Origin of the sequence: Streptomyces sp. CA-111067 (assembly GCF_050956065.1) — a bacterium.
In the GTDB taxonomy this organism is placed as follows: domain Bacteria; phylum Actinomycetota; class Actinomycetes; order Streptomycetales; family Streptomycetaceae; genus Actinacidiphila.
Window position 1 is genome coordinate 500140 of record NZ_CP192103.1, and the last position, 24849, is coordinate 524988.

25 protein-coding genes and 2 pseudogenes are annotated in these 24849 nt (G+C 70.5%); 15 read left to right on the forward strand and 12 right to left on the reverse strand.

Annotated features, from left to right (window positions below; all coding sequences use genetic code 11):
- Window positions 1-313 precede the first annotated feature (313 nt).
- Together ACQPW6_RS02160 and ACQPW6_RS02165 are read left to right on the forward strand one after the other, a co-directional pair.
- Window positions 314-745 (forward strand): hypothetical protein, encoded by a 432-nt coding sequence (locus tag ACQPW6_RS02160; protein ID WP_433887786.1) that lies wholly within the window; start codon window positions 314-316, stop codon window positions 743-745.
- Between the two features lie 74 nt (window positions 746-819).
- Complete coding sequence (locus tag ACQPW6_RS02165) at window positions 820-1239, forward strand: hypothetical protein (protein WP_433887787.1); 420 nt, start codon at window positions 820-822, stop codon at window positions 1237-1239.
- Window positions 1240-1679: 440 nt separating this feature from the next.
- Here the strand turns inward: ACQPW6_RS02165 and ACQPW6_RS02170 are convergent, their stop codons facing one another.
- The 4 genes from ACQPW6_RS02170 to ACQPW6_RS02185 all read right to left on the reverse strand — a co-directional run bounded on the left by ACQPW6_RS02170 (window position 1680) and on the right by ACQPW6_RS02185 (window position 3600).
- Window positions 1680-2237 (reverse strand): hypothetical protein, encoded by a 558-nt coding sequence (locus ACQPW6_RS02170; RefSeq protein WP_433887788.1) that lies wholly within the window; start codon window positions 2235-2237, stop codon window positions 1680-1682.
- A gap of 162 nt (window positions 2238-2399) precedes the next feature.
- Entirely contained in the window at window positions 2400-3152 is a 753-nt protein-coding gene (locus ACQPW6_RS02175; protein ID WP_433887789.1) for an amidohydrolase family protein, read from the reverse strand.
- The gene (locus ACQPW6_RS02180; RefSeq protein ID WP_433887790.1) at window positions 3149-3328 is read right to left on the reverse strand and encodes a hypothetical protein; all 180 of its coding nucleotides are present in this window, start codon (window positions 3326-3328) and stop codon (window positions 3149-3151) included. Before ACQPW6_RS02180 ends, ACQPW6_RS02175 begins: the two co-directional genes overlap by 4 nt.
- Window positions 3325-3600 (reverse strand): hypothetical protein, encoded by a 276-nt coding sequence (locus ACQPW6_RS02185; RefSeq protein WP_433887791.1) that lies wholly within the window; start codon window positions 3598-3600, stop codon window positions 3325-3327. Before ACQPW6_RS02185 ends, ACQPW6_RS02180 begins: the two co-directional genes overlap by 4 nt.
- Before the next feature lie 294 nt (window positions 3601-3894).
- Between ACQPW6_RS02185 and ACQPW6_RS02190 the strand changes: the two genes are divergently transcribed.
- From ACQPW6_RS02190 to ACQPW6_RS02210, 5 genes are all read left to right on the forward strand, one after another.
- Window positions 3895-5976 (forward strand): MMPL family transporter, encoded by a 2082-nt coding sequence (locus ACQPW6_RS02190; RefSeq protein ID WP_433887792.1) that lies wholly within the window; start codon window positions 3895-3897, stop codon window positions 5974-5976.
- A 53-nt stretch (window positions 5977-6029) separates the two neighbouring features.
- Window positions 6030-7262 carry a sensor histidine kinase gene (locus tag ACQPW6_RS02195; RefSeq protein ID WP_433887793.1) on the forward strand — a complete coding sequence of 411 codons (1233 nt, stop codon included), beginning with the start codon at window positions 6030-6032 and terminating at the stop codon, window positions 7260-7262.
- A complete protein-coding gene (locus ACQPW6_RS02200) occupies window positions 7259-7984 on the forward strand; it encodes a response regulator transcription factor (RefSeq protein ID WP_433887794.1) in 726 nt (241 codons plus the stop codon). The genes ACQPW6_RS02195 and ACQPW6_RS02200 overlap by 4 nt, the downstream gene beginning before the upstream one ends.
- The gene (locus ACQPW6_RS02205) at window positions 7981-8517 is read left to right on the forward strand and encodes a hypothetical protein (protein ID WP_433887795.1); all 537 of its coding nucleotides are present in this window, start codon (window positions 7981-7983) and stop codon (window positions 8515-8517) included. Before ACQPW6_RS02200 ends, ACQPW6_RS02205 begins: the two co-directional genes overlap by 4 nt.
- An 89-nt stretch (window positions 8518-8606) precedes the next feature.
- Window positions 8607-9191, forward strand: a complete 585-nt coding sequence (locus ACQPW6_RS02210; RefSeq protein WP_433887796.1) for a hypothetical protein — start codon at window positions 8607-8609, stop codon at window positions 9189-9191.
- Between the two features lie 193 nt (window positions 9192-9384).
- On the opposite strand, the gene ACQPW6_RS02215 is transcribed toward ACQPW6_RS02210, so the two are convergent.
- Window positions 9385-9846 carry a hypothetical protein gene (locus tag ACQPW6_RS02215; RefSeq protein WP_433887797.1) on the reverse strand — a complete coding sequence of 154 codons (462 nt, stop codon included), beginning with the start codon at window positions 9844-9846 and terminating at the stop codon, window positions 9385-9387.
- A gap of 220 nt (window positions 9847-10066) precedes the next feature.
- Between ACQPW6_RS02215 and ACQPW6_RS02220 the strand changes: the two genes are divergently transcribed.
- Complete coding sequence (locus ACQPW6_RS02220; protein ID WP_433887798.1) at window positions 10067-10939, forward strand: hypothetical protein; 873 nt, start codon at window positions 10067-10069, stop codon at window positions 10937-10939.
- A gap of 44 nt (window positions 10940-10983) precedes the next feature.
- Here ACQPW6_RS02220 and ACQPW6_RS02225 read toward each other — a convergent pair.
- Window positions 10984-11076 (reverse strand): annotated as a pseudogene (locus ACQPW6_RS02225) (IS5/IS1182 family transposase); the annotation flags it as partial.
- 594 nt (window positions 11077-11670) lie between these two features.
- Here ACQPW6_RS02225 and ACQPW6_RS02230 point away from each other — a divergent pair.
- The 4 genes and pseudogenes from ACQPW6_RS02230 to ACQPW6_RS02245 all read left to right on the forward strand — a co-directional run bounded on the left by ACQPW6_RS02230 (window position 11671) and on the right by ACQPW6_RS02245 (window position 16590).
- Window positions 11671-13521, forward strand: coding sequence for a TIGR03767 family metallophosphoesterase (locus tag ACQPW6_RS02230; protein ID WP_433887799.1), 1851 nt, complete (start codon window positions 11671-11673; stop codon window positions 13519-13521).
- 161 nt (window positions 13522-13682) lie between these two features.
- Complete coding sequence (locus ACQPW6_RS02235; RefSeq protein WP_433887800.1) at window positions 13683-14507, forward strand: SDR family oxidoreductase; 825 nt, start codon at window positions 13683-13685, stop codon at window positions 14505-14507.
- Between the two features lie 45 nt (window positions 14508-14552).
- A pseudogene (locus ACQPW6_RS02240) lies at window positions 14553-15509 on the forward strand (aldo/keto reductase).
- 100 nt (window positions 15510-15609) lie between these two features.
- A complete protein-coding gene (locus tag ACQPW6_RS02245; protein ID WP_433887801.1) occupies window positions 15610-16590 on the forward strand; it encodes an aldo/keto reductase in 981 nt (326 codons plus the stop codon).
- A 117-nt stretch (window positions 16591-16707) separates the two neighbouring features.
- Here the strand turns inward: ACQPW6_RS02245 and ACQPW6_RS02250 are convergent, their stop codons facing one another.
- Window positions 16708-17406, reverse strand: a complete 699-nt coding sequence (locus tag ACQPW6_RS02250) for an alpha/beta fold hydrolase (RefSeq protein WP_433887802.1) — start codon at window positions 17404-17406, stop codon at window positions 16708-16710.
- A gap of 118 nt (window positions 17407-17524) precedes the next feature.
- On the opposite strand from ACQPW6_RS02250, the gene ACQPW6_RS02255 reads away from it, so the two are divergent.
- The 3 genes from ACQPW6_RS02255 to ACQPW6_RS02265 all read left to right on the forward strand — a co-directional run bounded on the left by ACQPW6_RS02255 (window position 17525) and on the right by ACQPW6_RS02265 (window position 18512).
- Window positions 17525-17863: a winged helix-turn-helix transcriptional regulator gene (locus ACQPW6_RS02255; protein ID WP_433887803.1), complete on the forward strand. Its 339-nt coding sequence runs from the start codon at window positions 17525-17527 to the stop codon at window positions 17861-17863.
- 167 nt (window positions 17864-18030) lie between these two features.
- Window positions 18031-18291, forward strand: a complete 261-nt coding sequence (locus ACQPW6_RS02260; RefSeq protein ID WP_433887804.1) for a hypothetical protein — start codon at window positions 18031-18033, stop codon at window positions 18289-18291.
- Between the two features lie 92 nt (window positions 18292-18383).
- A complete protein-coding gene (locus ACQPW6_RS02265) occupies window positions 18384-18512 on the forward strand; it encodes an LPFR motif small protein (RefSeq protein ID WP_433887805.1) in 129 nt (42 codons plus the stop codon).
- A 29-nt stretch (window positions 18513-18541) separates the two neighbouring features.
- On the opposite strand, the gene ACQPW6_RS02270 is transcribed toward ACQPW6_RS02265, so the two are convergent.
- The 5 genes from ACQPW6_RS02270 to ACQPW6_RS02290 all read right to left on the reverse strand — a co-directional run bounded on the left by ACQPW6_RS02270 (window position 18542) and on the right by ACQPW6_RS02290 (window position 24726).
- Complete coding sequence (locus ACQPW6_RS02270) at window positions 18542-19633, reverse strand: hypothetical protein (protein ID WP_433887806.1); 1092 nt, start codon at window positions 19631-19633, stop codon at window positions 18542-18544.
- A gap of 383 nt (window positions 19634-20016) precedes the next feature.
- Window positions 20017-20667: a DUF1349 domain-containing protein gene (locus ACQPW6_RS02275; protein ID WP_433887807.1), complete on the reverse strand. Its 651-nt coding sequence runs from the start codon at window positions 20665-20667 to the stop codon at window positions 20017-20019.
- A 171-nt stretch (window positions 20668-20838) separates the two neighbouring features.
- Complete coding sequence (locus ACQPW6_RS02280; protein WP_433887808.1) at window positions 20839-22500, reverse strand: S41 family peptidase; 1662 nt, start codon at window positions 22498-22500, stop codon at window positions 20839-20841.
- Window positions 22501-22591: 91 nt separating this feature from the next.
- Entirely contained in the window at window positions 22592-23599 is a 1008-nt protein-coding gene (locus ACQPW6_RS02285) for a sensor histidine kinase (protein ID WP_433887809.1), read from the reverse strand.
- Between the two features lie 464 nt (window positions 23600-24063).
- Complete coding sequence (locus tag ACQPW6_RS02290) at window positions 24064-24726, reverse strand: response regulator transcription factor (RefSeq protein ID WP_433887810.1); 663 nt, start codon at window positions 24724-24726, stop codon at window positions 24064-24066.
- Window positions 24727-24849 lie beyond the last annotated feature (123 nt).

A 24849-nucleotide genomic window follows, 5' to 3' on the forward strand; every position in this document is an offset into this window, starting at 1 on the left:
CGGGCGTGGCGCTTGACCGGAAATGTCGAGGTCGACGCAAGCTTCATCGAGCACCAGGTTGCTCTCCGCGAGCACGGCGACGGGGACGTCGCCTCTTTGTAATCGACCCCACCGCTTTAGCCGTCGGGGCCGGCTCCACTGGCTTTTACCGCGCCTCTACGTGGGGGCACCCTGGCAGCTACCGGATCGCTGTTCGGGTGAATATGGCGACACGAGCGTGGCGCACAGTTATGGAAGCGACACGTCCTTGGCGGGAACCGTAATGATCATTCCGTATTGCTCCGCACCGGCGGGAGCATAGAGGGATGAGGCTGTGAACACCATGCGTTCGATCAAGCTGTCCAAGCCCGTGGTCGCCTGCGGGGCCCTGGCTGTCGTGGCTGCGGCGGTGATGGGCGGCGTCGCAGTCGCGGATGACTCGGCCATCAAGACCAAGGCGCCGCACGCACAGGCGGCCGCGTTCGTGAACACGGACGGGACACGTCTCCATTCCAAGGGGATCAAGTCGCTCACCCACCCCCAAACCGGCGTCTACTGCGTGGCGTTCGACGCCGATACGGGCATCGTGGTCAACCGGAGCACGCCGGTCGCCACCCTGCACGCGATCCCCGGCACTTCCCCCTGGGGGTGGACCGTCTACGCCACCACCACGCCGACGAGCCTGTGCGGCGACGGAGAACTCACCATGTACACGGGCAGCAACAGCGGCCCTGTCGACCATCCGTTCTACCTCGTCATGACCTGACCGACGTGACCTCCACCGGCTCCGTCCGTCCGGCCGCTCACACCGCGGCGCCTACGGCCAAGAAGGAACAGCACATGCGCACTCCCACGCCCCGAAGCCGCCGATTCCTCGCCCTCGCCCTCGGCGCCGCGTCGGTTCCGGCCCTGGCGGTCACCGCGTCAGCGGCCCCGACCGACCTGTACGCGCCGCACGCCCAGGCCGCCGCGAAGGTGAGAGCGGCCGCGAACGTGGCACCCGTCCTCGTCGCTGCCAAGAACATCGAGTCGGTCACCAGGGGCACCAGCGCGGGCAGCTACTGCGTCAAGGTGTCCGACCCCGACATCGACCTGACGAACTCGGCCGTGGTCGCCACGATGAGCCAGAACCGAGCCATGATCACCGCCATCCCCGACCCGCATCCGTGGTGCCGCAACGACCCGATGACCATCACGGTCGTCATCACCGACAGCGCCGGCGCGGCACTGGACGCCCCGTTCACCGTCGCCGTGCTGTAACGACCGAGCCGCTCCCAACGCTGACCCGGCCACCGGCCGCCCCGGCATCCTCTCCCCACGGACGGTGCCGGGGTCCCTTCAAAATCCAACAAAGCGGGGGAAGAGCACTCTTGGGGATTTTCACGGATCTGACCGCGCCCGGCACCGGGATCCAGAACCTGCGCGACCGCCTGGCCGATCCCCACACCCACCGAACCCGTCCCGACCTCCCGGCAGGTGGACCCGCGCGTCGCGGCCTCCCGCACCCGCTGACACCCCAACTCCGTTGGGGAACAGCTCTCACGGCCGTGAAGTAGATCTCAACCTCGGCGACCTGCGCGCCGACGAGCACGCGGGAGTGGCTGGAGACCAAGCGCGCGCAGGAACAGGCGGCCGCTGATGCTCAGCCCCAAGGCAGGGGGCGCTTCCTCCCGCCCTTGCCGACCACGACGCGGCTGTTCTCAGCTGTTGCCACGCGCCTTTTTTGCAACTTCTCGGCCCGCATTGCTTACGATCATGGCGAGCTCCGTATCGGTTAACGCGGTCGCATCGGCGGGGTCATGGCGATATGTGAACTGAACAGTGTATTTCCCATATCGCGCCCAGGTCCACCACGTCATACACGCGGATCCGTTCGTCTCACCGCACTTGAATTCTACTTCGTCTGCCCCATCCATTGTCGCCCCGATGTCGTCGTTCTTCACACCTCGATAGACGTCGGGTGAGATTTTCTCGGGCGCCAGGTTTCGAAAATGATCCTTCGCAGCATCTACGGAGCCAAAGGCATCTGCGATCTCGGTGAAGTCACTGACTCCTCGCAGCCACCTCCGCGAGGCAGAATTCCCCTTGTCCTGCTCCCACCAACTGGTGTGGCGCCAGACTCCTGCTCCCCGCGGTGCGTCAATCAGCAGGTTAACCGGTGGTCGCTGAGCCTGACCGCCGTTCTTCCCGCAAGCGGCGGGTGCCACGAGAATAATGGCGAGCGCGACACCCGTAGCCGGAGATTTTATCTTCACCATGCGGATGACCTTACCTGGGCAATATTGCCCTTTCGGGCCATTATCCGGATCAGATGCATGACCGATTGATTGAAATCACCGAATGACATCCTGGATCCGAACATGTCCTACATGTCGATCCCCGCCTGGGTGGTAGGGGTCTGGTGCACGGTCGGGTGACGTCTACTTGGTGTCGGGGTGCGGATGCCAGGTGCCGTCGAGCGGGATGCCGGCGGCTGTGGCGATCCGGTCTCGTGAGGCGAGCAGCCGGGTGCGCAGGGCGGGCAGGTCCACGCCCACCAGGGTGCCGTCGCGCTTGACGATGCGGCCGGCGACGAGCACGGTGTCGACGAGGCCGGGGTGTGCGGCGCTGACGATGGATCCGGCCGGTTCGGTGACCGGGAATATGGTCGGGTCGTCGGTGCGCAGCAGGATGATGTCGGCTTCCTTGCCGGGGGTGATGCTGCCGGTGCGGGTTCGCAGTCCGCAGGAAGCGGCGGCATCGACGGTGGCGAATTCCAACAGATCGCGGGCCTTGAGGCTGCCGTCCAGGCCACGCTGGGCGGCGAAAGCGGCCCGCATGGCGGAGAACATGTCGCCGGCGACGGAGGGGACGACGTCGACGGACAGGGTGGGGCGCAGGCCGGCGGCCAGGGCCCGTCCGGTGATCGGGGCGCCGAACCCCATCTTCAGTTCGACGTCGGGACTGACGGAGAGGGAGCTGCCGGCGTCGGCGAGCATGCGCAGTTCCTCGTCGCTGATGCCGTTGGCGTGGACGAAGGTGGTGGTGTCGCGCAGCAGGCCGTGCTTGTGCATGTCGGCGATGGGGCGCCGGGTTCCGTCGGAGCCGGTGTGCAGGCTGGTGCGCAGGTGCGGCGCGCTCGCCCGGCGACCAGAGTGGTGGGTGCCACGTGCCGTCGGCGGTCGGGCTGTCACGCGGTGATGGAGCCGCGGATGCACACGGTGGTAGCGCCGCTGATCCAGACGGTGCCGTCCGGATCGGCGGTGATCTCGATGCTGGCGGCCCGCCCCAGCCGGGCGCCCTGGGAGACCCGATAGCTGGTGGGTGCGCCACCGGTGGTGGTGAGCCACTGCCCGACACCGGCGTTCATGCTGCCGCAGGCGGGGTCCTCGGGAACGCCGGCCCCGGGGCGAAGGTACGCATCTCGAAGTGGTGCCCGGACCCCTCGGGGTGGGCCCCGATCGCCCCGACCATCGCGGTCGGGATGAGGGACAGGTCGGGCTCCAGGGCAAGGACTTCCTCGGCGGTGGCCAGCTGGACCGAGGTGTGTGCCCGTCGCAGGCAGCGTGCGGTCGGAGCGGGTGCGAAGTACCAGCTGGTCCTCGACGCGACCGAGATCCTGGGCGGGATCCTCCTCCTCACGTTGGACGGGACGGGCCGTCAGGGCCGGTGGGGCTCTCCTCACGATCGGGGATTACCGCCGCGGTGGTAACGGCCTCCGGTCGTTCCCGCCGTGGTGGTAACAGCATCTCGACCGTGCGCACGACGTGCTCGCCACCTGCGGAAACGACGATTGAAAGTGTTCAGTCGTCGTTGAAAGGGGTGCCCGCGATGAGGGCGTCAAGAGTGGGAACCGGGGCCGGCGCGGTGGCGCCCGGGGGTCCTTCGGGAGGACGTCGACGCGGGGCTGCCGGGCTGCCGTGGCTGGTGCTGGCGATGTGGGTTGTGGTCCTGGCGATCGCCGTGCCGCTGGCGGGCAAGCTGAGCGGTGTCCAGCGCGACAGTGCGGTGGACTACCTGCCGGCCAACGCCGACTCCACCCAGGTCGCGAAGATCCAGGACGAGCTGCCGGGCGGCTCCGCCACGGACCTGGTGATCGTCTACCACCGGGACGGCGGGCTGTCGGGCGCCGACAAGAGGACGGCGGCGGAACAGACCTCGGAGATCGCCGGGGCGTTCGCGTTGACCGGCGGCCAGCAGCCGCCGCGGGCGGTGCCGTCGAGGGACGGTACGACCCTGATGTACCCGGTCTCCAGTACCCAGCCGGGGGAGGACGCCAAGGCCAGGTCCCACTTCGTCGACGGTGTGCGCGACATCGCCAGGTCGGGCGACGGTCTGACGGTGAAGGTCGGCGGCCAGGGCGCCTTCGACACCGACGGGTCGGAGGTCTACGACCAGCTCGGCGGCCCGTTGCTCTACACCACGGTGCTGCTGGTCGCGGTGCTGCTCATCGTGATCTACCGAAGTCCCACGCTGTGGCTGGTGCCGCTGATCGCCGCCGGCATAGCGGATGTGCTGTCGATGGCGGTGACCTACCTGCTCAACAAGGGGTTCGGCGTCACCGTCAGTGGCCAGAGCTCCGGGGTGATGACGATCCTCGTCTTCGGCGTCGGCACGGACTACGCGCTGCTGCTGGTGGCCCGCTATCGGGAGGAACTGCGTTCCCATCAGAAGCCCTATGACGCGATGCGCACAGCGCTTCGCAAGTCCTCGCCGGCGATCCTGGCCTCGGCGGGAACGGTCGCCGCGGGCATGCTGTGCCTGCTGGCCGCCGACCTGAACAGCAGCAGCGGTATGGGGCCGACCGCGGCGGTCGGGGTGCTTTGCGCACTTCTGGCGATGGTCACGCTGCTCCCGGCGCTGCTCGTCGTCCTGGGCAGGTGGGTCTTCTGGCCGCTGATCCCGGCCTTCGGCAGCGAGCCCAAGCAGCGGCGCGGCGTCTTCACCAGGATCGGTGCCGGAGTCGGCCGCCGCCCGGTGGCCGCGGTCGTGGGCAGCGTGGTGCTGCTCGGCGGCCTGGCGGTGGGCATGCTCAACCTGCCCGGCACCTTGAAGCAGGAGGACAGCTTCTCCTCCAAGCCCGACTCGATCGCGGCGCTGGAGATCATGGGCCAGGCGTATCCGGACCAGGCGAGCCAGCCCATCACCGTCATCTCGCCGACCGGCGACGCCTCGGCCGCGCAGGATCAGGCCCGGGCCACCGCCGGCGTCGCCGACGTGTCGCCGGGCCGTTCCGGCGGCGGATGGACGGAGTTCTTCGTCACCTCCAAGAGCGCACCGCAGTCCGCGGCGGAGACGGCCACGATCAAGCAGTTGCGCGGCGAACTGCACGATTCCTACGTGGGCGGCCCGAGCGCGCAGCAGATCGACCTGAGCAGGACGGACAGCCGTGACCGGCTGGTGGTCATCCCGATCACCTTGGCCGCGGTGCTGCTGGTCCTGGTGCTCCTGCTGCGCAGCCTGGTGGCACCACTACTGCTCGCCTGTGCGGTCGTGGTGGTCTGGGCGGCCGCACTGGGGATCGGCGGCCTGGTCTTCGGCAGTGTCTTCGGATTCCACGGCACCGACCCGGGACTGGCACTGCTGTCGTTCGTGTTCCTCGTGGCGCTCGGCGTCGACTACGGCATCTTCCTGATGCACCGCATGCGGGAAGAAGCGCTGGCGGGAGCCGACCCGAGATCGGCGACGCTGAGGGCGCTCACCTCCACCGGCGCCGTGATCACTTCGGCGGGAGTCGTACTGGCCGCCACCTTCACCGTCCTGGTCAACATGCCGCTGGTGCAGCTGGCCGAGCTCGGCTTCGTGATCGCGGCGGGAGTGCTGCTCTATACGTTGGTGGTACGCACCTTCATGATCACCGGAGCGTCGCTGCTCCTGGGCCGCCGAGTGTGGTGGCCGGGCGCCCTGAGCAAGGAACCGGCGGAGGTGCCGCCGATCGAAGCGGCACACCCGCACGCCCGCTCCACCCGCTCCACCCGCTCCACCCGCTCCGCCCGCTCGACCCGCTCGACCCGCTGACCGACACCACACGACGGGCGCCGTCCCCGCTGAGGCGGTGCCCGTCGGCGAGGATGAAGACCGTGGACGACCTCCTGCCTGTACGGATCGGCCGGCGCATCACCGCCGCCGTCTACCGAGAGCAGCCGGACCCGCGCCGGGCGCTGCGCAACGACGCCCTCGTGGCGGTCGCCGTCATGGCGCTGTCCGTGCTGGTGGCGGTCCAGGTGGACCCCGGTGACGGCAAGCGGCCGGACGCTCTCGGCTGGGTGCTGCTGATGTGCGCGCAGGCACCGCTGGTACTGCGCCGGCGCCACACGGTCGCGGCGCTCGCGATCATGATCGTCTTCCTGGGCCCGTACCACGCGTTGGGTTATGCCCACACCGCACCGGTCATCGGCTCCATGACGCTGCTCTACACCGTGGCGATCCGGATGAGCCCGCGATTCACCTTCTGGACCGGCGTGGTCGTCGTCTCCGGCACCGTGATCGCGAACTGGATCACCGACGCGGGAGGCGCAGTCGGGACGCTGCGGGTGTCGGGCTGGATCGCCGCGGTCCTCGTGGCCGGGGTGAACGTCCGGATATACCGCCGCCTGGTCGCCGCCAGCGTGGACCGGGCCGAACGTGCCGAGCACACGCGGGACGAGGTCGCCGCCCGGCGAGTGGCCGAGGAGCGGCTGCGTATCGCGCGTGACCTGCACGACCTGCTGGCCCACTCGATCACGGTGGTGGGGGTGCAGGCGTCGGTCGCCTCCCACGTCCTGGCCGTCGCTCCCGAGCAGTTCGACCGGGATGCGATGGGCGAGGCCCTGTCCGACATCTCACAGACCTGCCGCGCCGCGCGGCGGGAGGTGCGGCAGACGCTGGAGGTGCTTCGCGGCGGCGGGGTGCCCGACGACAGCGGCCCCCTACCGAGCCTCGACGCGTTGGCGGATCTGGCCCGTCCGGCGGGCGCGCGGCTGACCGTGACGGTGCCCGAGCCGGCCCGGGTACCTCCCGCGGTGGACGCCGCCGCCTACCGCATCGTCCAGGAAGCGCTGACCAACACCGCCCGCCATGCCGGCCCTGAGGCCAGAGCGGAGATCGTGGTCGGGGCCGGGAAGCACATCCTGCAGGTCAGGGTCACCGACGACGGCACACCGCAGAACACCGCGACCGACCCCGGATTCGGTCTTATCGGCATGCGGGAGAGGGCTCGCAGCGTCGGCGGCACCCTGACCGCGGGCCCACGCCCCGAGGGGGGATTCGAGGTCGTCGCACAGCTTCCGCTGTCCCCGGTCCCAGCACAGGAGGACTCCGTATGATCCGCGTCATTCTCGCCGACGACCAGACCCTGGTCCGGTCCGCGTTCGCCGTGCTGATCAGGACGGCGCCCGACATGGAAGTGGTCGGTGAGGCCGGCGACGGCCGCGAAGCGGTGGAGCTGGCACGCAGCGTCCCGGCAGACATCCTCGTCATGGACATCCGCATGCCCGTCCTGGACGGCATCGCCGCCACCCGGCAGATCACCGCCGACGCCACGCTGCCCGACCTCAAGATCCTGGTCCTGACCACCTACGACACCGACGAGCACGTCGTGGACGCGCTGCGGGCCGGCGCGTCCGGCTTCCTGGTCAAGGACACCCTGCCCGCGGACCTGCTCGCCGCCATGCGCGTCGTCGCCGCCGGTGAGGCGCTGCTGGCGCCCGGCCCCACCCGCAGGCTGATCGCCCGTATCGTCGATCCGCCGACCGCCGAACCGGCCGGATCCGCCGAACTCATCGCCGCCCTGTCGGAACGCGAACGCGGAGTGCTCACCATGGTGGCCCGTGGCCGCAACAACGCCGAGATCGCGGAGGCGACCGGCCTCAGCCCGCTCACCGTGAAGACCCACATCAGCCGGATCATGCGCAAGCTCGGCGCCCGCGATCGCGCCCAACTGGTCATCACCGGATACGAGTCCGGCCTCGTCACCGCGGGCTCCGCCGGGTCGGAGCCCGGTCCCCGATCCCGGCACGGCTCGCCCGAAGCCGGTGACTCCCGATGAGCGTTCTGCCCGACGTGACCGCTTCCCCCGGCGAACGCCGTCGCCCCGGGGCGGGCGACGACATCGTCCCCCGCCCCGACATCGTCATGGACAGGGGCTTCGACCTCCCCGCACCGCCGCACGAGGTCTGGCCCTGGATCGTCCAGCTCGGCAAGAAGCGCTCCGGGTGGTATCTCCCCCGCCGCCTTGAGCGCCTGCAACCTCCCGGACGCCGGGCGCTGCGCCATGTCGACCCGGCCCTGCAAACCCTGAACACCGGCGATGTGATCCCGGACTACGGCCGCGACGAGACCTTCGAAGTCGCCCTCCTGGAGGCACCGACCCTCCTGGTGCACCGTTCGGTGCGCGGCCGGATGCACGTGAGCTGGGCCATCACCCTCACCGGACTCGACGACGACCGGACCCGGGTCCACCTGCGGCTACGTCTGGGCCCGGTCCGCCGCAAACTCCTGGTGCGCACCGTCGGGGAGTTCTTCGACCGGCTCACCATCGCGCTGGTGGCCGCGGGCCTGCGTGAGCGGGTGAGCGGGTGAGCGGGTGAGCGGCAGGCGGCGGTTTCGGGATGGTTAGCGCGTATACGGGCAAGCGCTACCCAACACCGCCTGTACATAAGGGAGTTGGCATGTGGCACCGGATCAGTGAACTGTTCGCCCGCCACCTGTGGCTGAGCCTCGCGGCGTCCTGGCTGCTCGGCACCGCGATGGTGCTCCTCCTGTATCCCGGCCGCTCACCGCTGAGTGCCCTGATCAGAGTCATGATCACCTCGGCGGGGGCGGTGTGGATAGCTGTCCGGCGCAGGCGTCGTGAGGAGCGAGCGGTGGGCGGGACCGACAACCTCATCGGTCTGGCCCAGATGCTGCGCCGCGGCCAGGTCCCCTCGGATCCCGGCCAGCGCCGGGCCATGGGCGAACTGGTCGACCGCCAGCTGCACCGCGGCCGGCACCGCACGTCGGCGATGGTCTTCATGGTCCTGCTGTTCGGCGCGGTCACGGCCATGACGGCGGCGACGGCCTCCCCATGGCGTTCCCTCGGCTTCGGCGTGTTCAGCCTGGCCTTCCTCGTGTACCTGTACGTCGTCGGCGGGGTGAGCCTCCACCGGCTGGAGCGGATGCGCGGCCTCCTCGCCTCCGAGAACGCGCCCGCAGGCCACCACCCCCACGACCGCCACGACCGCCACGACCGGACGGTCGAGCAGCCGCGCACCTGACTCGAACAGGCTGCACGCAGCGACGGGTACGGGCCGTCGCGGGCCGGTGAGCGCACGTTCAGCTCAAGGCTTGGGCATCGCCACCCGCTGCGACGGGGCCCAGGGAAGCTACCTCGCCGGCCTCCGCTTGCGCGCCTCGATGAGCTGGATCAGGGACCTCACGCGGGACCGCCCATAGGGCCACCATCGATGCCTAGCCGTATGGGTTGAGTGATCTGAAGCAGACGATGTCGCTGCGGCGGTCGAACCACAGCTTGGTGGAGTAGCTGCTTCCGTCGCGGTCGAGCTCGTGGGACCGGATCCACTGTGGGTTCTGCGGTCCCTCGCCCATGAGCGGCTTCTCGAACCACGAGGAGAAGTCCTCGGTCGGCGCCTCGGAGACGAAGGCGTGGGCCGCCGTCAGCCTGGCAAGCTTCCCCGGCCTCAGCCGGGCGAAGCCCGAGATCACCAACTCCGGCGAGGGTACGCCCCGATCGTTGTCCCGGCTGCTCACCCACTTGGCGTCGGCAAGCGGGCCCAACAGGGGGAATGCCCGCTCCAGCGGCGCGGTGTCGGTGTGCCAGTCTCTCTCCTCGGCATCGTTGACCACCTGACGCACGGTCCACCAGGCCGGCAGGACTGCCACCCCGACCCCGATCAGCCTCCGTCGCTCCAATGAGATCCCCCCACATGTCTGACTTCGGGGCACCCTATCCGGCACGACGCGCACCGCTCCTCACCATCGCGTACGCCCGCCGCGGGGTACGGTTCCACACCGTCACGCACGCGCGGACCGCTCGCCAACCCAAGGACCAACAGGTAGTCGGACCAGCGAGGGGACCTGGCTCCCATCCGTTTCTCACTCGGGGACAGCCTCGGTACGGCATGATCTGCGTGTGGACCTGGTGGGGGTTGGAGCCATAGCAGCGGCGGCCACTACAGCCGTCGGCATACCCGCAGCGATTCTGGTGGGACGATGGCAGATGCGCGCCGGGCTCCGCTCCGCCGAGGCAGGAATGGCCCAGGCCGAGGCCACTGGCCGAGCAGCCATCGCAGAAGCAGAAGCAACATACCGCGCCACTCTCGACGCGGTGCGCGCTCAGGCATCCGCCGAGCATTCGCAATGGCTCAGGGGGGTACGCAGGGATGCATACGTTGCCTTCTTGCTGGCCGTTCAAGGGGTGAACGCATCGGCCGAAAAGCTGGCAACTCCAACTAATGCGGCATCCGTGGACACGGACACGGTGGAGCGGATCAATAATTTCGAAAAGAGTCTGACGGCCCTCAATTCCGCTCTTCTCGTAGTTTCACTCGAGGGCCCATTCGACGTCAAGATAAGCGCGGACTACCTTGCTGGTGCCACTTTCACGATTGCACGCAAGAAGCGGCGAGACGCCGAAGCGGAGTGGGTCTGGACGAGACTTGAGCGTACCGGAGTTGTGTTTGGTCGCCATGGCACTCTCGCTCACGACGACCTCGACGTCGAAGATGCCCTCGAGAGACTGCGGAGGGCGAAGGAACGCATCATTGTCACCAGAGCGACGAGGGCCCCCATGCCTCCGCCGCAAAGCGTACTCGACGAATTCCGCGGGGCTGTTGGACTTGCCGCAGCGTACTTGAGCGAGGACATGGTCACCGCTCTGCTCTATTACGCGAACGGCGATCCGGACTATATCGGCCAGGTGGTTCGAGAAGCGGAGCGAGACATCGCTGCAACGACTCGCCGCTTTTTCGAGAGGGCGGAAGAAGCTCTCGCCGCGACCGATTAAACGCACGAAGGCTTGTCGATGCGCTCTGCCACTGGCTTCGGTACCAGCGGAAGACCCCATGGGCGTCCCTTGCGGATCGCGTCCGCCCCGTCGCGCGGCAGCGCGGTCACCAGCTTGGCGAACTGGCGCGGGCCCAGAGCAAGGACACAAACACCCCGTTCGGCCCGGACGGCATCGGAGCGATCTTCTACCGGCTGATCCCCGCCGGCTTCACCCCGTCCGGCTTCGCCGGCGCGGACACCCCCGTGCTCGGCAACACCATGGTGCTGGCCGACTCCCACGGCAAGGGCAGCGTCCACAACGGTGAGGACGCCCGTGGGGCGAGCGATCCCGGGGCCACCACCCCGTTCCGCAAGGACTACCCGCATGCGGTCAAGCTGCCGAACAGCGACCGGCTCGCCGGCCCGGCCCAATGCCAGGCCCGCGGGCCCTGCGCGGACTGTCTGGACGACGGGACTCCGCCCGCGGTGCGGGCACGGCACCGGTGCGAAATCCTGCCGCGGGCGGGCGGACACCGCGAATTCACGTTCAGGTCCGATTGTTCCGGCCGTCCCGGCTGTCCCGGCGCCCGGGAATTCCTCGGCGCCGCATCGATGAATGATGGGCCTTCCATGTTCCGGCGTCGTTCATATCCGCGTCACGGCGGGCGCCGAGGCTCATGAATGAGACGTTCGGTTCAGTGATGTGCCGCAAGCGGTCGAGTGCGTGCGGCACGACACCGGAGGCATTTCATGGCGAGGATTCCCTTTTCCGTTGACCGCCGTCATTTCCTGGTTGCTTCCGGTGCCGTCGCCGCGGGGACCGGTGCCGCGTGGGGGCTGCTGTCCGAGGGCGGGCGCAGCAGTGCCGCTCCGGCTGTCGGCGACTCCGGCAGCGCCGTACCGGCTGTCGGCGGGCACGGGCCGGTGCGCCGGCCGCAGACGCCGCGTACGCCGGTGCGCCGGGCGGCGCCGTACGGGTTGACGACGCTCGATTCGGCCGCGCGGCTCAGCGGACCGGCCGGGGGGTACCGGCGGATCGTCCAGGGGCCCGGGTGGCCGGTGGTCGTACGGTCCGAACTCGGCACCGCGCGCTCCGGACGGGCGCAGCGGCGTACACCGCTCGCCTGCTTCGTCCAGTTCACCGATCTGCATATCGCCGATGTGCAGAGCCCGTTGAGGACGGAGTTCCTGCGGGCGCGGTCGCCCGGCTCGTGGCGGGTGCAGGAAGCGCTGACGGTGAACGGGGCGGTCGCGCTCGTGGAGCAGGTCAACGCGCTCGGCGGCGGCCCCCACACCGGTCGGCCACCCGCCTTCGTCGTCTCGACCGGCGACAACGTCGACAACAACTCGGCGATCGAGCTGGAGTGGTACCTGACGGCCATGAGCGGCGGCCGGATCACCCCGAACACCGGTGACCCCAGGTCGTACGAGGGGGTGCAGAATTCCGGGCTGCCGCTGTACTGGCAGCCCGACGCCGATCTGCGCGACCAGGACAAGCTCCGCGGCCTGCCGCGGATCCCCGGATACCTGGCGGCCGCGATCCGACCGGTCGACAGCCCGGGCCTGGGCGTCCCGTGGTACTCGACGCCCGGCAACCACGACGACCTCCCCGGCGGATGCCTGGCGCCGCAGGACCCGCTGCTGCACGACGTCATCACCGGGTCCAGGAAGCTGTTCACGCTTCCGAAGGCCGACGTGGCCGCCTACCAGCGGGCGATGACGACCGGCGACGATCCCGGGAGCAGCGTGCTGAAGGACATCCTGCGGCGGAACGCGGCCAGGGCCCGTACGGTGACGCCCGATCCGCGGCGCCGGATGTACACCCCGCACGAGTTCCTGGCGGCGCACCTCGACCCGGCGAACGCCGGGGCGGGTCCGGCCGGCCACGGGTACACCGAGGACAACCTCAACGACGACCGGATGTACTACGCGTTCCAGGTGGCCGACGGCGTGATCGGCGTCAGCATCGACACCACGTACCGCAGCGGCCACTTCGAGGGGTCGCTGGGCGAGGACCAACTGCGGTGGCTGGAGCGGACGCTGACCGCCCACAGCTCGTTCTCCTACGGCACGGACGGCCGGCCGGTCCGCAACCGGGCGGCCGACGACGCGCTCATCCTGGTGTTCAGCCACCACCACAGCCCGAGCATGACGCGGCGGCCCGACGCGGCGCGCACGGACGAGCGTCGCTACGACGGGGCCGAGATCATCGCGCTGCTGAACCGGTTCCCGAACGTGGTGGCGTGGATCAACGGCCACAGCCACGTGAACAGGATCACCCCGCACCCCCACGCGACGCCGAGCCGCTCCTTCTGGGAGGTCAACACCGCTTCCCACGTCGACTATCCGCACCACGCCCGGCTGATGGAGCTCACCGACAACCACGACGGAACGGTCTCCCTCTTCACCACCCTCATCGAGTCCTCGGCCCCCTACCGCACCGACCCGACCGACCAGTCCTCCATCGGCCTCGCCTCCCTCTACCGCGAGTTGTCCTACAACGCCCCCGGCCTCGCCGCCGCACTGTCCGGCGGCGTCCAGGAGTCCCGGGCGGGAGCGAAGCGCGACCGGAACGCGGAACTGCTGGTACGGCGGCCGTAGCCGTACCCGCCGGGACAGGTGGCGATCAGGCCACGTGGCTGCGAGGTGTTCCAAGCGGGTCGTGGCGTTTGCCTTTGAGTCCACTCCAAGGTGTTGGCTGGTGGGAGACGTACCGAGGCCTGACGACCGTACGGGTGACGAGTTTCCTCAAGGAGCACACCATGGCACAGAAGATCTGGTTCATCACCGGTGCCTCACGCGGCTTCGGCCGGGAGTGGGCCGCCGCCGCTCTGGAGCGCGGCGACTCGGTGGCCGCGACCGCGCGGGACCTGTCCACCCTGGACGACCTCCGCGAGAAGTACGGGGAGCGGCTGCTGCCCCTGCGTCTCGACGTGACGGACCGCGATGCCGACTTCGCAGCCGTCCGGCAGGCGCAGGAGCGGTTCGGCCGCCTCGACGTGGTGGTCAACAACGCCGGCTACGGCCACTTCGGCCTGGTCGAGGAGCTCACCGAGGCGGAGGCCCGCGCCCAACTGGAGACCAACCTGTTCGGGGCGCTGTGGGTCACCCAGGCCGCGCTGCCGTTCCTGCGGGAGCAGGGCAGCGGCCACATCCTCCAGGTCTCCTCCATCGGAGGTATCAGCGCCTTCCCGCTGGTCGGCATCTACCACGCGTCCAAGTGGGGGCTCGAAGGTCTGAGCCAGGCGCTGGCACAGGAAGTGGCGCCGTTCGGCATCAAGGTCACACTGATCGAGCCCGGCGGGTTCGCCACCGACTGGGCGGGTTCCTCGTCGAGCACATCCGAGCCGTTGCCCGCGTACGCGGACTTCCACAAGGAAGTACAGGAGCAGCGGCGCAAGCGGGTCGGCACCCCGGGCGACCCGACCGCGTCCGCCGCGGCCGTGCTGGAGATCGTGGACGCCGAGGAGCCGCCGCTGCGCTGCTTCCTCGGTTCGGCGCCGCTCGCAATCGCCAAGGCCGACTACGAGCAGCGGCTCGCGGTGTGGGAGAAGTGGCAGCCGGTGGCGGAACGGGCGCAGGGCTGAGCCGGGGCCCGACCACAGAGAAGGAGTACCGCTGTGCAGCACATTATGCTCGGTGACCTGGAGGTTTCCCGGATCGGCCTGGGAGCGATGGGCATGTCCCACGGCTACACCGGTGCCGGGGCGGACGACGCGGAGTCGGTTCGCGCCATCCACCGGGCCTTGGAACTGGGGGTCACGTTCCTCGACACCGCCGAGGTCTACGGCCCCTACATCAACGAGGAACTGGTCGGCCGGGCCTTGAAGGGCCGCCGTGACGAGGTGGTGCTGGCCACCAAGTTCGGCATGATCTCGCACTCGGGCCGGGCAGCTCGACAGCAGCCCGGCCAGCGTCCGCGCCGCCCTCGAAGGGTCGCTGCGGCGGCTGGGCACCGACCATGTCGACCTGTACTACCAGCACCGTGTCGACCGGCAGACGCCGATCGAGGAGACGGCCGGCGCACTCGCGGAACTGGTCGCCGAAGGCAAGATCCGGTACATCGGCCTGTCGGAGGCCGGCCCGGACACGATCCGCCGTGCCCACGCCGTCCACCCCGTCACCGCGGTCCAGTCGGAGTACTCGCTGTGGACACGCGACCCCGAAGCGCGGGTGCTGCCGGTGCTGCGGGAGCTGAACATCGGCTTCGTGCCGTTCTCCCCGCTCGGCCGCGGCTTCCTCACCGGCACGATCCGCTCCACCGACGACTTCGACGCGAAGGACTTCCGCAGGACCAGCCCCCGCTTCGCCGGCGAGAACTTCGCGCGCAACCTGCGCAGCGCCGACGAGGTCCGCGCGGTCGCCGCTGACGCGGGGCCACCCCGGCGCAGGTCGCCCTGACCTGGCTGCTCACCCGGGGCGGCAACATCGCCCCGATTCCCGGTACCAAGCGCGTCGCCCGCGTCGAGGAGAATGCCGCCGCCGACACGGTCGAGCTGACCGCTGCCCAGATCGAGCGCCTGGACGGCCTCACTCCGGCGGTCGGCGACACCCACGACGAGGCCGGTATGCGCGCCGTCGAGCGCTGAGCAGCGGCCGCCGGCCCGCCACCCGCCGGGGCCGCGCACGGCCCGCCCCGCACGGCCCGCACCGCACCGCACGGCCCGCACGCTGAAAGGAACGAACACCGTGGAGTACACCCGTCTGGGATCGTCCGGACTGAAAGTCAGCCGCATCGCGCTGGGCTGCATGAGCTTCGGCGACCCGGCCAAGCGGATGCGGTGGGTGCTGGACGACGACCAGGCCGGACCGCTCTTCCAGCAGGCCGTCGACCTGGGCATCACCTTCTGGGACACCGCCAACATCTACGGCCTGGGCACGTCCGAGGAGATCGTCGGACGGGCCATCAAGAGGTACGTCCGGCGCGACGACATCGTGCTCGCCACCAAGCTGTTCCAGCCGATGGGCGAAGGTCCGGGCGGGGCCGGCCTGTCGCGCAAGGCCGTCATGGAACAGGTCGACGCCTCCCTCGATCGCCTGGGCACCGACTACATCGACCTGTACCAGATCCACCGCTTCGACCCCGAAACCCCGGTCGAGGAGACGATGGAGGCCCTGCACGACGTGGTCAAGGCCGGCAAGGCCCGCTACATCGGCGCCTCCTCCATGTGGGCCTGGCAGTTCGCCACGATGCAGCACACCGCGCAGGCCAACGGCTGGACCCGGTTCATCTCCATGCAGGATCAGTACAGCCTCGTCCACCGCGAGGAGGAACGCGAGATGTTCGGCCTGCTCGCCGCCCAGGGCGTCGGCAGCATCCCGTGGAGCCCGCTGGCCGCCGGACTGGTCGCCCGTCCCTGGGGCGAGAAGTCGACGAACCGCGGACAGGCCAACCCCGTCACCGACTTCAACGGCCGCCCGCTGTTCCTCGACAGCGACAAGGCCATCGTCGACACCGTCCAGCACATCGCCGAGAGCCGCGGGCTGCCGATGGCCCAGATCGCCATGGCCTGGGTCCTGCGCAACCCCGTCGTCTCGGCACCGATCGTCGGCGCCACCAAGCCCCACCACCTGGCGGACGCCGCCGCGGCGCTCGACGTCACCCTGACCGACGACGATGTCCGCTCGCTGGAGGAGCCGTACGTCCCGCGCATGCCCACCTACTTCTGAGAGCCTCCCCGCCCCGAGGCACCACGCCGGCCGGTACGTGGCCCTGCGGGATGCCGTGTCAGCCATGACGGCAACGCGAGCACAGGTACTCCTGATGATCACCCGTGCGTGCGGCCGCTAGGCCGTCTCGAGCAGCAGCGCGGTGAGCTCGACGGGCATGGTGATCATGCAGTCGTGGCCGGTCGGCAGCTCGCGTACTCGTTCGCCTGCCGGGACGGGACGCCGGGTGATGCCCGCCGGCCGGCCCTTGAGGCAGTGGATGTGTGTGCGCGGGATCGTGCGCGCGGCCGGGTCGTCCAGCAGGACCGGCTCCCGCAGGCACCGCACCGGCTGGTCCGACAGCATCGAGCGCAACCAGGTGAGGTCGTCGGGATCGGTGACGCCGAACAAGCCGAGCGGCGGCGGCTGCTCGGGCATCGGCGGAACCCGCCAGCCGTCGACGGCGAGGTCGATGAGCTGCTTGGTGACAGGGAGGACGTCGACAGCGGTCTCGCCGTCCTCGGGGACCATCGCGTCGAGGAACACCAGACGCGCGATCCGTTTCGGGACCCGGTTGGCGACTCCCGAGATGACCATCCCGGCGTAGCTGTGCCCGACGAGCACGACGTCGTCGAGGTGCTCGTCCTCGATCAGGCCGGCGACGTCGCCGATGTGGGTGCCGAGCCCGATCTCGGGGCTCAGCAGGTGTGCCTTGTCGCCGTAGCCGGTCAGCGACGGCGCGAGCACCCGGTGCCCGGCCGCCTCCAGCAGCGGGACCACCCTGTCCCAGCTTCGCCCGTTGTGCCAGGCGCCGTGTACCAGTAGAAATGTGGCCATGGCCGTGTGGTTCCTCCTCGTGCCTCGGTACTCTTTGGTAACTGCGAACATCGTGATCCCCACGACGCTCCCCAGGCAATACGGCACTTTTCGGTGCCCCGGTTCTCAGGAGGTAACCGTGCAGGACCCGTGCCAGGCCCGTGAGGTCCTCGGGATCGTCGGGGACAAGTGGGCGCTGCTGGTCGTGCGCATGCTCAAGGACGAGCCGTTGCGCTTCACCGAGCTCAAGCGGTCCATCGACGGCATCAGCCAGCGCATGCTCACCGTGACGCTGCGCGATCTCGAACGCGACGGGATCCTGACGCGCACGGTCCGCAGCGTCATGCCGCCGCACGTCAGCTACGAACTGACCGCGATGGGCCGGAGCTTGCGCGAGGCCACCGCACCGCTGCTCGAATGGAGCATCACGCACCTGCCACATATCGACGCCGCTCGCACGGCCTACGACAACCGCTGAACGAGTGCCCGGCCCGTAGCTCTGTCCCACCATCGCCGTGCAGACCGTCACCGCGGGGACCAGGCGTGGGGCCCGCGTCGTCCGGCCGGTGACCAGTGTGTGAGGGGCGATCGGCCGGGCACGCGAGTACGTGGGAAAGCGCCATCGACTGAGAGACGACGGTGGACATGTTCGACGACGAGATACCGGACCCCGTCACACGGGAGCTTCCGATCCCCGACTACAAACACTTGCCGCGCCTCGACGTGGAGACGCGCGCTGAGGGGTTGAAGGCCGAGGACCTGCAAATCGTCCTGCGCTACGAGCGAGGGCATCGCGACCGGACACCGGTCATCAGGCTGCTCACCGCCCGGCTGCGACGCCTGCGCGACCAGACTCGCGACACCGGAAGCGGCAGAGAAGGCTCCGGCCCGGCCCGTACGCCATGAAGACCGGCCGAGTGGGAAGGCGGACACCAAGGGGCGGTCTGGGCTCTGTCGGCTCGGGCTCCCGCGGCGATCCACGAGCGGAAGGTTCCACCATGCTCAAGGCAATCGGAGATGTTCTCGGCAAGATCGGCGGAGCCATTGCCACCGTCGTCTCGCTGCCCTTCCGGGCTGTCGCCCGCTTGTTCGGGGGCGCCTCGGACACCGCCCACGGCCACCACTGATCCTCCGGGCGCCGCCGGCGAATGGGCGATCAGCGGACGTCGTCGGCGGGCACCAGGGCCCGGCCGAAGTCGGCACGCGCCTGGTCAACGATCGAAGGCGCGGGGCCGCCGGGACGGAGCCATGCGGCCAGATCCGGTGCCTCGACGAGCGTGCGTCCAGGAGTGGCCTGCGTCGTGGTCCACCCTGAGAGGTCCGCGACCCGGTCCAGGTGTTCGTCGGTGAGCAGCTGCATGCAGTGCACGTCCGGGACGAACCGGCTCCACAGGTCCGCGTGCACGCGCAGCGCGTAGGCGGGTATCGACTCCCGCAGCGGCGGCAGGGCCCGGCCACGGTCGTCCCAGCCGTAGGCCCGGCGCGGCGTCGGAGCCACGAAGGCATAGGGGGCGTAATCCGCTTCGGCGAGGATCGCCGCGCGGGCCCGGTCGGCCTGGGCCGCCAGCGAACTGGACGCGTCGTGGGTCTGATAGATCGCCAGGCCGTCCGAGCCGATGTCAGCGATCGCCGCCCGCGACGCGAGCTCGTCCGCGTACAGCACCGCGCCGGACCACGCCACATGCAGGGAGGACGCCAGGTGCGCGGCCACCTCACCGGTGGCGTCGAGCTGATTCATCCCGGAACTGCCGACGTAGGCGTCGCCTCCGGCCTCGGCCGCCCAGCGCACCGCCCGCTCGGCCCAACCCGACATATCGGCACCGCTCAGCGCGGACAACGGGCCCAGCGCGACGTACGCCGTCACCATCGGATCGGACGAATCCCAGGCCGGCAGACGGACGGTCTCCGTGGCCCGCAGCTCACCCGACAGCCCGCCCGCCCCCACCCGGCCGCGGAACGCCTCCATCCAGATGTCCAGCGCCTCCTCGCTCTCCGGCGACCCCAGCCGCACCGAGAAACCCGCGAGGCTCGCCGTCAGCAAGGACGCCCAGATGGAGTCCGGCGCCACCCCGTTGGCCACCTCATTGGCCGTGTTCACCGCCTGACGCACCAGGTCGGCAACCGCCGCCGCACCGGCATCGGCACCATCATCCGGAGCGAACTCCACCCGGACCTCGTCGAAGCCATTGGCCTCCAAGCCATGGAAAATGCCGTCGCGATCGATGCGGACGCCTTCCAGGTTCGCCATCCCGCCAGACTAGGGCGAACCCCCGCCGTCAGAGCCGAACTCCGGTGCATACGCGCCACCTTGGCGGGCACGGCACTGCCCGCGTTCAGGGGCACCTCCGGGGGCTCAGTCGGCCGTGGTGAACACCGCGATGCCGGCCGGCGCGATCACCAGGAGCATCGAGCAGCCGACCACCTTCCCGAAGCGTTCGCGAGCCGGCCAGGCGCGCCCGCACGCGCGGCACATCGGGACCGTAGTGAGCGCCGCCTGAGTCCGGTCAGTTGACGTACATCGCGACGACTCCGGCAGCGGTCGGCAGCGGTCAGTTGACGGGGCCGTAGGCGTCGGCGCCGAACTGCTGGTGGCTGCTACGGACCAGACCTATTACGTCAACGACCCCTAGCTCACGAGCCGTCGCGCAGTTCGTTCAGGCGCTCACGGGTGAAGCGGATGTCGTCGAAGGTGACCACGCAGCCGTCACCGGTCGGCGATTGCGCCTCGAAGCCGATGGACACGGGCGCGGGCGTCGCCGTCACCGTCGCCCCCGCCGTGTCGTCGAGGGTGAAGAAGCGGATCATCCGCCAGGTCGTGCCGTCGAGGGACGCGTGGTAGGCGAAGGCGTGGTCGATTCGGGAGACCCGCAGCCACACCGTCCGGCCGTCGACGGCAAAGGCGTTGGCGTCGTCCGCGACGCCGCGGGCGACCACGGAGACGATCATGGGCTCGCGGTCGGGGGAGAATTCGAAGCAGAGCTTTCCCCAGTGGCGGTCGTCGATCCACAGCAGCAGCACGCCGGCGTCGAAGGTCGCCTCGAAGCCGACGGTGACGCGCGCGCTGAACTGGAAGTCGCCGTCCGGTGGGACGCCGAGCAGGGTCGCGGCATTGAGCATGGACTCGGCGTTGAGCTGGGAGTCCGCTCCCGGGTCGATGAAGATGTCGCTGTGGGCGGCCGCCGTGGCCGTCACCGCGGCGGCCGCCTCGTCGGTGGTCCATGCCTCGCCGGACGACGGCGAGAGGGTGAAGGGCAGTCCGGGCACCTTACGGGTGGCGGTCACGTCGTTTCCTCCTACGGTCCGATCGCCGGCAGGCCCGGCGCGAGCGGGCCGGTCCCGCGCCCCACACCCTCAGGCGCGGCGGCGCGGTCAACTGTTGGTCCGCACGCCACTATCTGCGGACGACCGACACCGGCACAAGCCGTGAAATCGCCCATGCCCTGACCGCAGCGGCTACGACGAGAGGATCGACGTCGCCTCGTCCAGCGCCGGGTCCTTGCCGGTGGACACGTCCGACGCGGTCAGCGGTGCCTCGCGGTCCGGGGGGACGCCGATCCCGTCGATGATCTCGCCGTTCGCGCCGACGGCGTGCTGCGACGGGAGGCGGATCGCGCTGGTGTAGTCGTCGAGCGCGTACAGGTGGGCCGGGCCGGAGTTCACTCCTGCCGTGCGGGTGCCGACGAGGGTGCCCAGGCGGAGGTCCTTGACGCCGGCCGCGAACACCTCGCACGCGGAGCCGCAGCCGTCGTCGGTGAGCGTGACCATCGGCAGGTGCAGCAACGGGACGCTGTCGTCGACGCGTTGCGGATCGCAGGTGCCGTCGGCGTCGCAGTAGGAGACGACGGTGGCGCCGTGGACGAAGGCGCCCAGCAGCTTGTTGCCCTCGTCGGCGACGCCGCCGCGGTTGCCGCGCACGTCGAAGATGACGCCGGTGAGCCTGGTGGTCGCCTGGAGGCCGGCGATGGCCTTGAGGGCGTCCGCGCCGGAGCCCGGGTAGAACGCGTCGAGGCGGATGTCGGCGATGCTGCCGTCCACCAGAGTGGCGTCCACGTGCGGCTGGGGCTGTGCGGGCAGCGGGCCGGGGGTGACGCGCACGTGCAGGGTGCGGCCGGTCGCGGGGCGTCGTACGGTCATGGCCACCGTCGTGCGCTGCGGGTACGCGGGGTGCAGGGAGGTCATCACGCCGGGGTTGAGCTGCCCGTTCGTCACGACCGGGACACCGTTCACCGACTCGATGACGTCTCCGGGCCTGAGCCCGGCAGCGGCGGCGGGCGCGCCGGCGGCGACCGTGGTCAGGAAGAGCGGCCCGGTGAAGGCCGGGGCGGTCTCGGCCGGCGGGAGGGTCGTGTTCAGGCCGACGCCCAGGCCCCACGGATGGGCGTCCGGGGTGGCACCGGGGGTGCCGGGGCCCTGGTACCCGGCGTGGTTGTCGTGCAGGGCGGCGATCATCCCCTGGATCGCGGTGACCGCGAGCGACGAGCGCAGGCCCGGATCGTCCGGCACCGCGGCCAGCACCTGCTGGAACCGCCGGGCGAAGAGCGGCCAGTCCTTTCCTCGGTCACCGGTCAGCGCCGGCAGTACCGCGTTCGGCCGGTCGACACCGCGTCGGCGCAGTTCCCGGACGACGGCCTGGAGGGCGTACTGGAGCAGGGGGCGGTCGTCGAGCCCGGCGCCGCCGTAGTAGTTGTCGAGGATGCAGTCGTACGCCTGCTGCACCGTGCTGACGGACGTCGGGACCGGGTCGTGCGCGGGCGGCGGGGGGTTGTTCGGGTCCTGCGGTACGCAGGCGGCGGGCCGGCCGGCGTCGTGCGGCGTCCCCGACGTGCTCGCGGACGCGGTCAGGCCGGTGACCAGGACGCTGCCCGCGAGTACGGCGATCCCGGTCGCGACCAGGACGCGGCGGTTTCGCGGCAGGCCGATCCGGCGGTGGACCGGCTTGCGGCCGGTCGACGGGGCTTCGGCGGCCGGGAGTTCGGCCGGCGAGGGATCTGCCTGCGCGGCTCCGGTGGCCGGCGTGGTCTCGGTCAGAGGAGGGTCGGCCGGTGTTGTCGCGGTCGGCCCGGAACCGGTCGGTGTGGTCGCGGTCGGCCGGGGGTCGGCCGGTGTGCTGCTCATGTGCTGTGCTCCTGAACTCGCGTCGATCGTGCGTGGACGCCGCCGCGACGGGTGCGGCGGCGCTGACGAACGTTCTACGCGGGGAGCGGTTTCACCGCGGTTGCGTCGCCGCCACGGGGAAGCCGACCGTGACGACCAGGCCGCCTCCCGGCCGCGGGACGGCGGTGAGGGTGGCGTCATGGGCGGACGCGATGGCCGAGACGATGGACAGGCCCAGGCCGAATCCCTGTGACCTCTGCGATCGCGCGCCGTTCCCGCCGCTCCCGGTGCGGGCCGTACCGAGGCGCTGGAAGGGCAGAAAGAGCCGTTCGACGGCGTCGGCGGGCACGTCGGAGCCGGTGTTGGCCACCGTGAGGACGGCGCGGCCGTCGTGGGTGCCGGTGCTGACCTCCACCTGCCCGCCGGGCACGTTGTAGCGGATCGCGTTGTCCAGCAGATTGGCCACCAGTTGCTCGGCGAGCGCCCGATGGCCCGAGGAGACGGCCGCGCCGGCCGTGGGGCGCAGCGCCACCTCCTGCTCGGCGGCCACGGCAGTGCGTGCCGCCACCGCGTCCCGGACGAGTCCGGCCAGGTCGAAGGGGCGGCGCTCGCCGAGGCCCGCCTGGCCGCGGGCCAGGGTGAGCAGCGCTTCGATGAGCCGCTCCTGCTGCTGCCCGGCGGCGAGTATCCGTTCGTGGGCGGCGCGCAGCGACTCGAAGGTCGGCTCGGGGTCGGCCAGTGCCACCTGGCCGAGCACGCGCTGACGGGCCAGCGGCGTCCGCAGCTCGTGGGAGGCGTTGGCCACGAACTGCCGCTGGGCCCGGAAGGAGCCGTCGAGCCGGGCCAGCAGCGCGTCGAACGTGTCGCCCAGTTCCCGCAGTTCGTCGCGCGGGCCGGCCAGCGCCAGCCGCCGGTGCAGGCTGGTCGCCGAGATGTCCCGTGCGGTGGAGGCGATGGTCCGCAGCGGGCGCAGGACCCGGCCGGCCACCACCCAGCCGAGCAGTACGGACGCCAGTGCCATCAGGCCGAGGGCCGTCCCCGACTGCACCAGCAGGGTGTGCAGCATGGCGGACCTCTGGTGGTCGAGGGTCCGCTGCGTGTCCTTCTGCAGCGCCTTCATGGCGGCGTCCATCGGCGCCCGGCCGCCGGGTGCGGGGGGGTGGCGCTCCGCCGTTTCCGGGCGCCGGGCCGACCGGTGCGCTCGGGCTGGGGCCGGCCACCGTCACGGAGCGCATGACGACCGTGGGCGGACGGTCCACGGCACCGGCCACCAGGCCGTACGTGACCGCGAGCAGCGCGGCGCCGGACACCAGGAACAGCCCGCCGTACAGGCCGGTCAGCCGCAGCCGTACGGTGCGGCGGGGCAGGCCCGCGCGCATGATCCGGCCGGTGAGCCGGTGCAGGACGGCGGGCACGAGGCCGCGGACGGGGGCTGGGGCGTCGGCGAGGGCGTGGGCGTCGGTGTGGACGGGCATGTGGTGGCGGCCACCTTTCTGGATCATGTGCGGCGGACTGCCTCGGTGTTCCGCCCGACAATCGGTGTTCCGCCCGACAACCTGTCAGATCCGTCGACCTGCCGGGCTGTCAGATCCGGTAACCGCTCCTGGCCACCGTCTCGATGACCGGCGGCGCCCCGAGTTTGACCCGCAGCCGGCTGACGGTGATCTTCACCGCGCTGGTGAAGGGGTCGGCGGCCTCGTCCCAGACGCGTTCGAGGAGTTCCTCCGCGGATACGGCCCGGCCCCCGGCGGCGAGGAGCAGCTCCAGGACGCCGAACTCCTTGGGTGTGAGGGCCAGTTGCCGGCCGGCCCGGACGGCGGTGCGCCGGGCGCTGTCGACCAGCAGGTCGCCGTGCCGCACCACGGGCGGCACGGCGGGGTGGGCGCGGCGGGCCAGGGCGGCGATCCGGGCGACGAGGACGGGGAAGTCGAAGGGCTTGGGGAGGTAGTCGTCGGCGCCCAGGCCCAGTCCGCCCACGATGTCGTCCGCCGTGGCCGCGGCGGTGAGCATCAGGATGCGGCTGCGGCACCCGGCGGCGATCAGCGCCGCGCAGACCTCGTCGCCGTGCGTCCCCGGCAGGTCCCGGTCGAGGACGACCACGTCGTAGGCGTCGCCGTCCGAGCCCAGCATACGTTCCAGCGCCCGCGTGCCGTCGAACGCCACATCGACGGCCATCCGGGCTCGGCGCAGGCCCACCGCCAAGGCCTGCGCCATCTCCTCGTCGTCCTCGGCAATGAGCACGCGCATCCCGCCGGCACCCCCCTGTCGTGTCGTCGCCCCAGTGTCCCGCGGACTCCGGCGGCGCGACCCGGCGGCCTCACCGGGCGGCACGGCGGCCGAGCCCTCGGCCCGGCGCCTCCCCACTGACTA

Bases quoted from the DNA above. Each gene is read 5' to 3' on its own strand.
- ACQPW6_RS02285 (WP_433887809.1), bottom strand. From the start codon at position 23,599: ATGAAGGCGCTGCAGAAGGACACGCAGCGGACCCTCGACCACCAGAGG.
- ACQPW6_RS02205 (WP_433887795.1), top strand. From the start codon at position 7,981: ATGAGCGTTCTGCCCGACGTGACCGCTTCCCCCGGCGAACGCCGTCGC.
- ACQPW6_RS02195 (WP_433887793.1), top strand. From the start codon at position 6,030: ATGAAGACCGTGGACGACCTCCTGCCTGTACGGATCGGCCGGCGCATC.
- ACQPW6_RS02170 (WP_433887788.1), bottom strand. From the start codon at position 2,237: ATGGTGAAGATAAAATCTCCGGCTACGGGTGTCGCGCTCGCCATTATT.
- ACQPW6_RS02190 (WP_433887792.1), top strand. From the start codon at position 3,895: ATGTGGGTTGTGGTCCTGGCGATCGCCGTGCCGCTGGCGGGCAAGCTG.
- ACQPW6_RS02265 (WP_433887805.1), top strand. From the start codon at position 18,384: ATGCTCAAGGCAATCGGAGATGTTCTCGGCAAGATCGGCGGAGCCATT.
- ACQPW6_RS02200 (WP_433887794.1), top strand. From the start codon at position 7,259: ATGATCCGCGTCATTCTCGCCGACGACCAGACCCTGGTCCGGTCCGCG.
- ACQPW6_RS02260 (WP_433887804.1), top strand. From the start codon at position 18,031: ATGTTCGACGACGAGATACCGGACCCCGTCACACGGGAGCTTCCGATC.
- ACQPW6_RS02165 (WP_433887787.1), top strand. From the start codon at position 820: ATGCGCACTCCCACGCCCCGAAGCCGCCGATTCCTCGCCCTCGCCCTC.
- ACQPW6_RS02180 (WP_433887790.1), bottom strand. From the start codon at position 3,328: ATGAACGCCGGTGTCGGGCAGTGGCTCACCACCACCGGTGGCGCACCC.
- ACQPW6_RS02280 (WP_433887808.1), bottom strand. From the start codon at position 22,500: ATGAGCAGCACACCGGCCGACCCCCGGCCGACCGCGACCACACCGACC.
- ACQPW6_RS02210 (WP_433887796.1), top strand. From the start codon at position 8,607: ATGTGGCACCGGATCAGTGAACTGTTCGCCCGCCACCTGTGGCTGAGC.
- ACQPW6_RS02230 (WP_433887799.1), top strand. From the start codon at position 11,671: ATGGCGAGGATTCCCTTTTCCGTTGACCGCCGTCATTTCCTGGTTGCT.
- ACQPW6_RS02235 (WP_433887800.1), top strand. From the start codon at position 13,683: ATGGCACAGAAGATCTGGTTCATCACCGGTGCCTCACGCGGCTTCGGC.
- ACQPW6_RS02270 (WP_433887806.1), bottom strand. From the start codon at position 19,633: ATGGCGAACCTGGAAGGCGTCCGCATCGATCGCGACGGCATTTTCCAT.
- ACQPW6_RS02250 (WP_433887802.1), bottom strand. From the start codon at position 17,406: ATGGCCACATTTCTACTGGTACACGGCGCCTGGCACAACGGGCGAAGC.
- ACQPW6_RS02290 (WP_433887810.1), bottom strand. From the start codon at position 24,726: ATGCGCGTGCTCATTGCCGAGGACGACGAGGAGATGGCGCAGGCCTTG.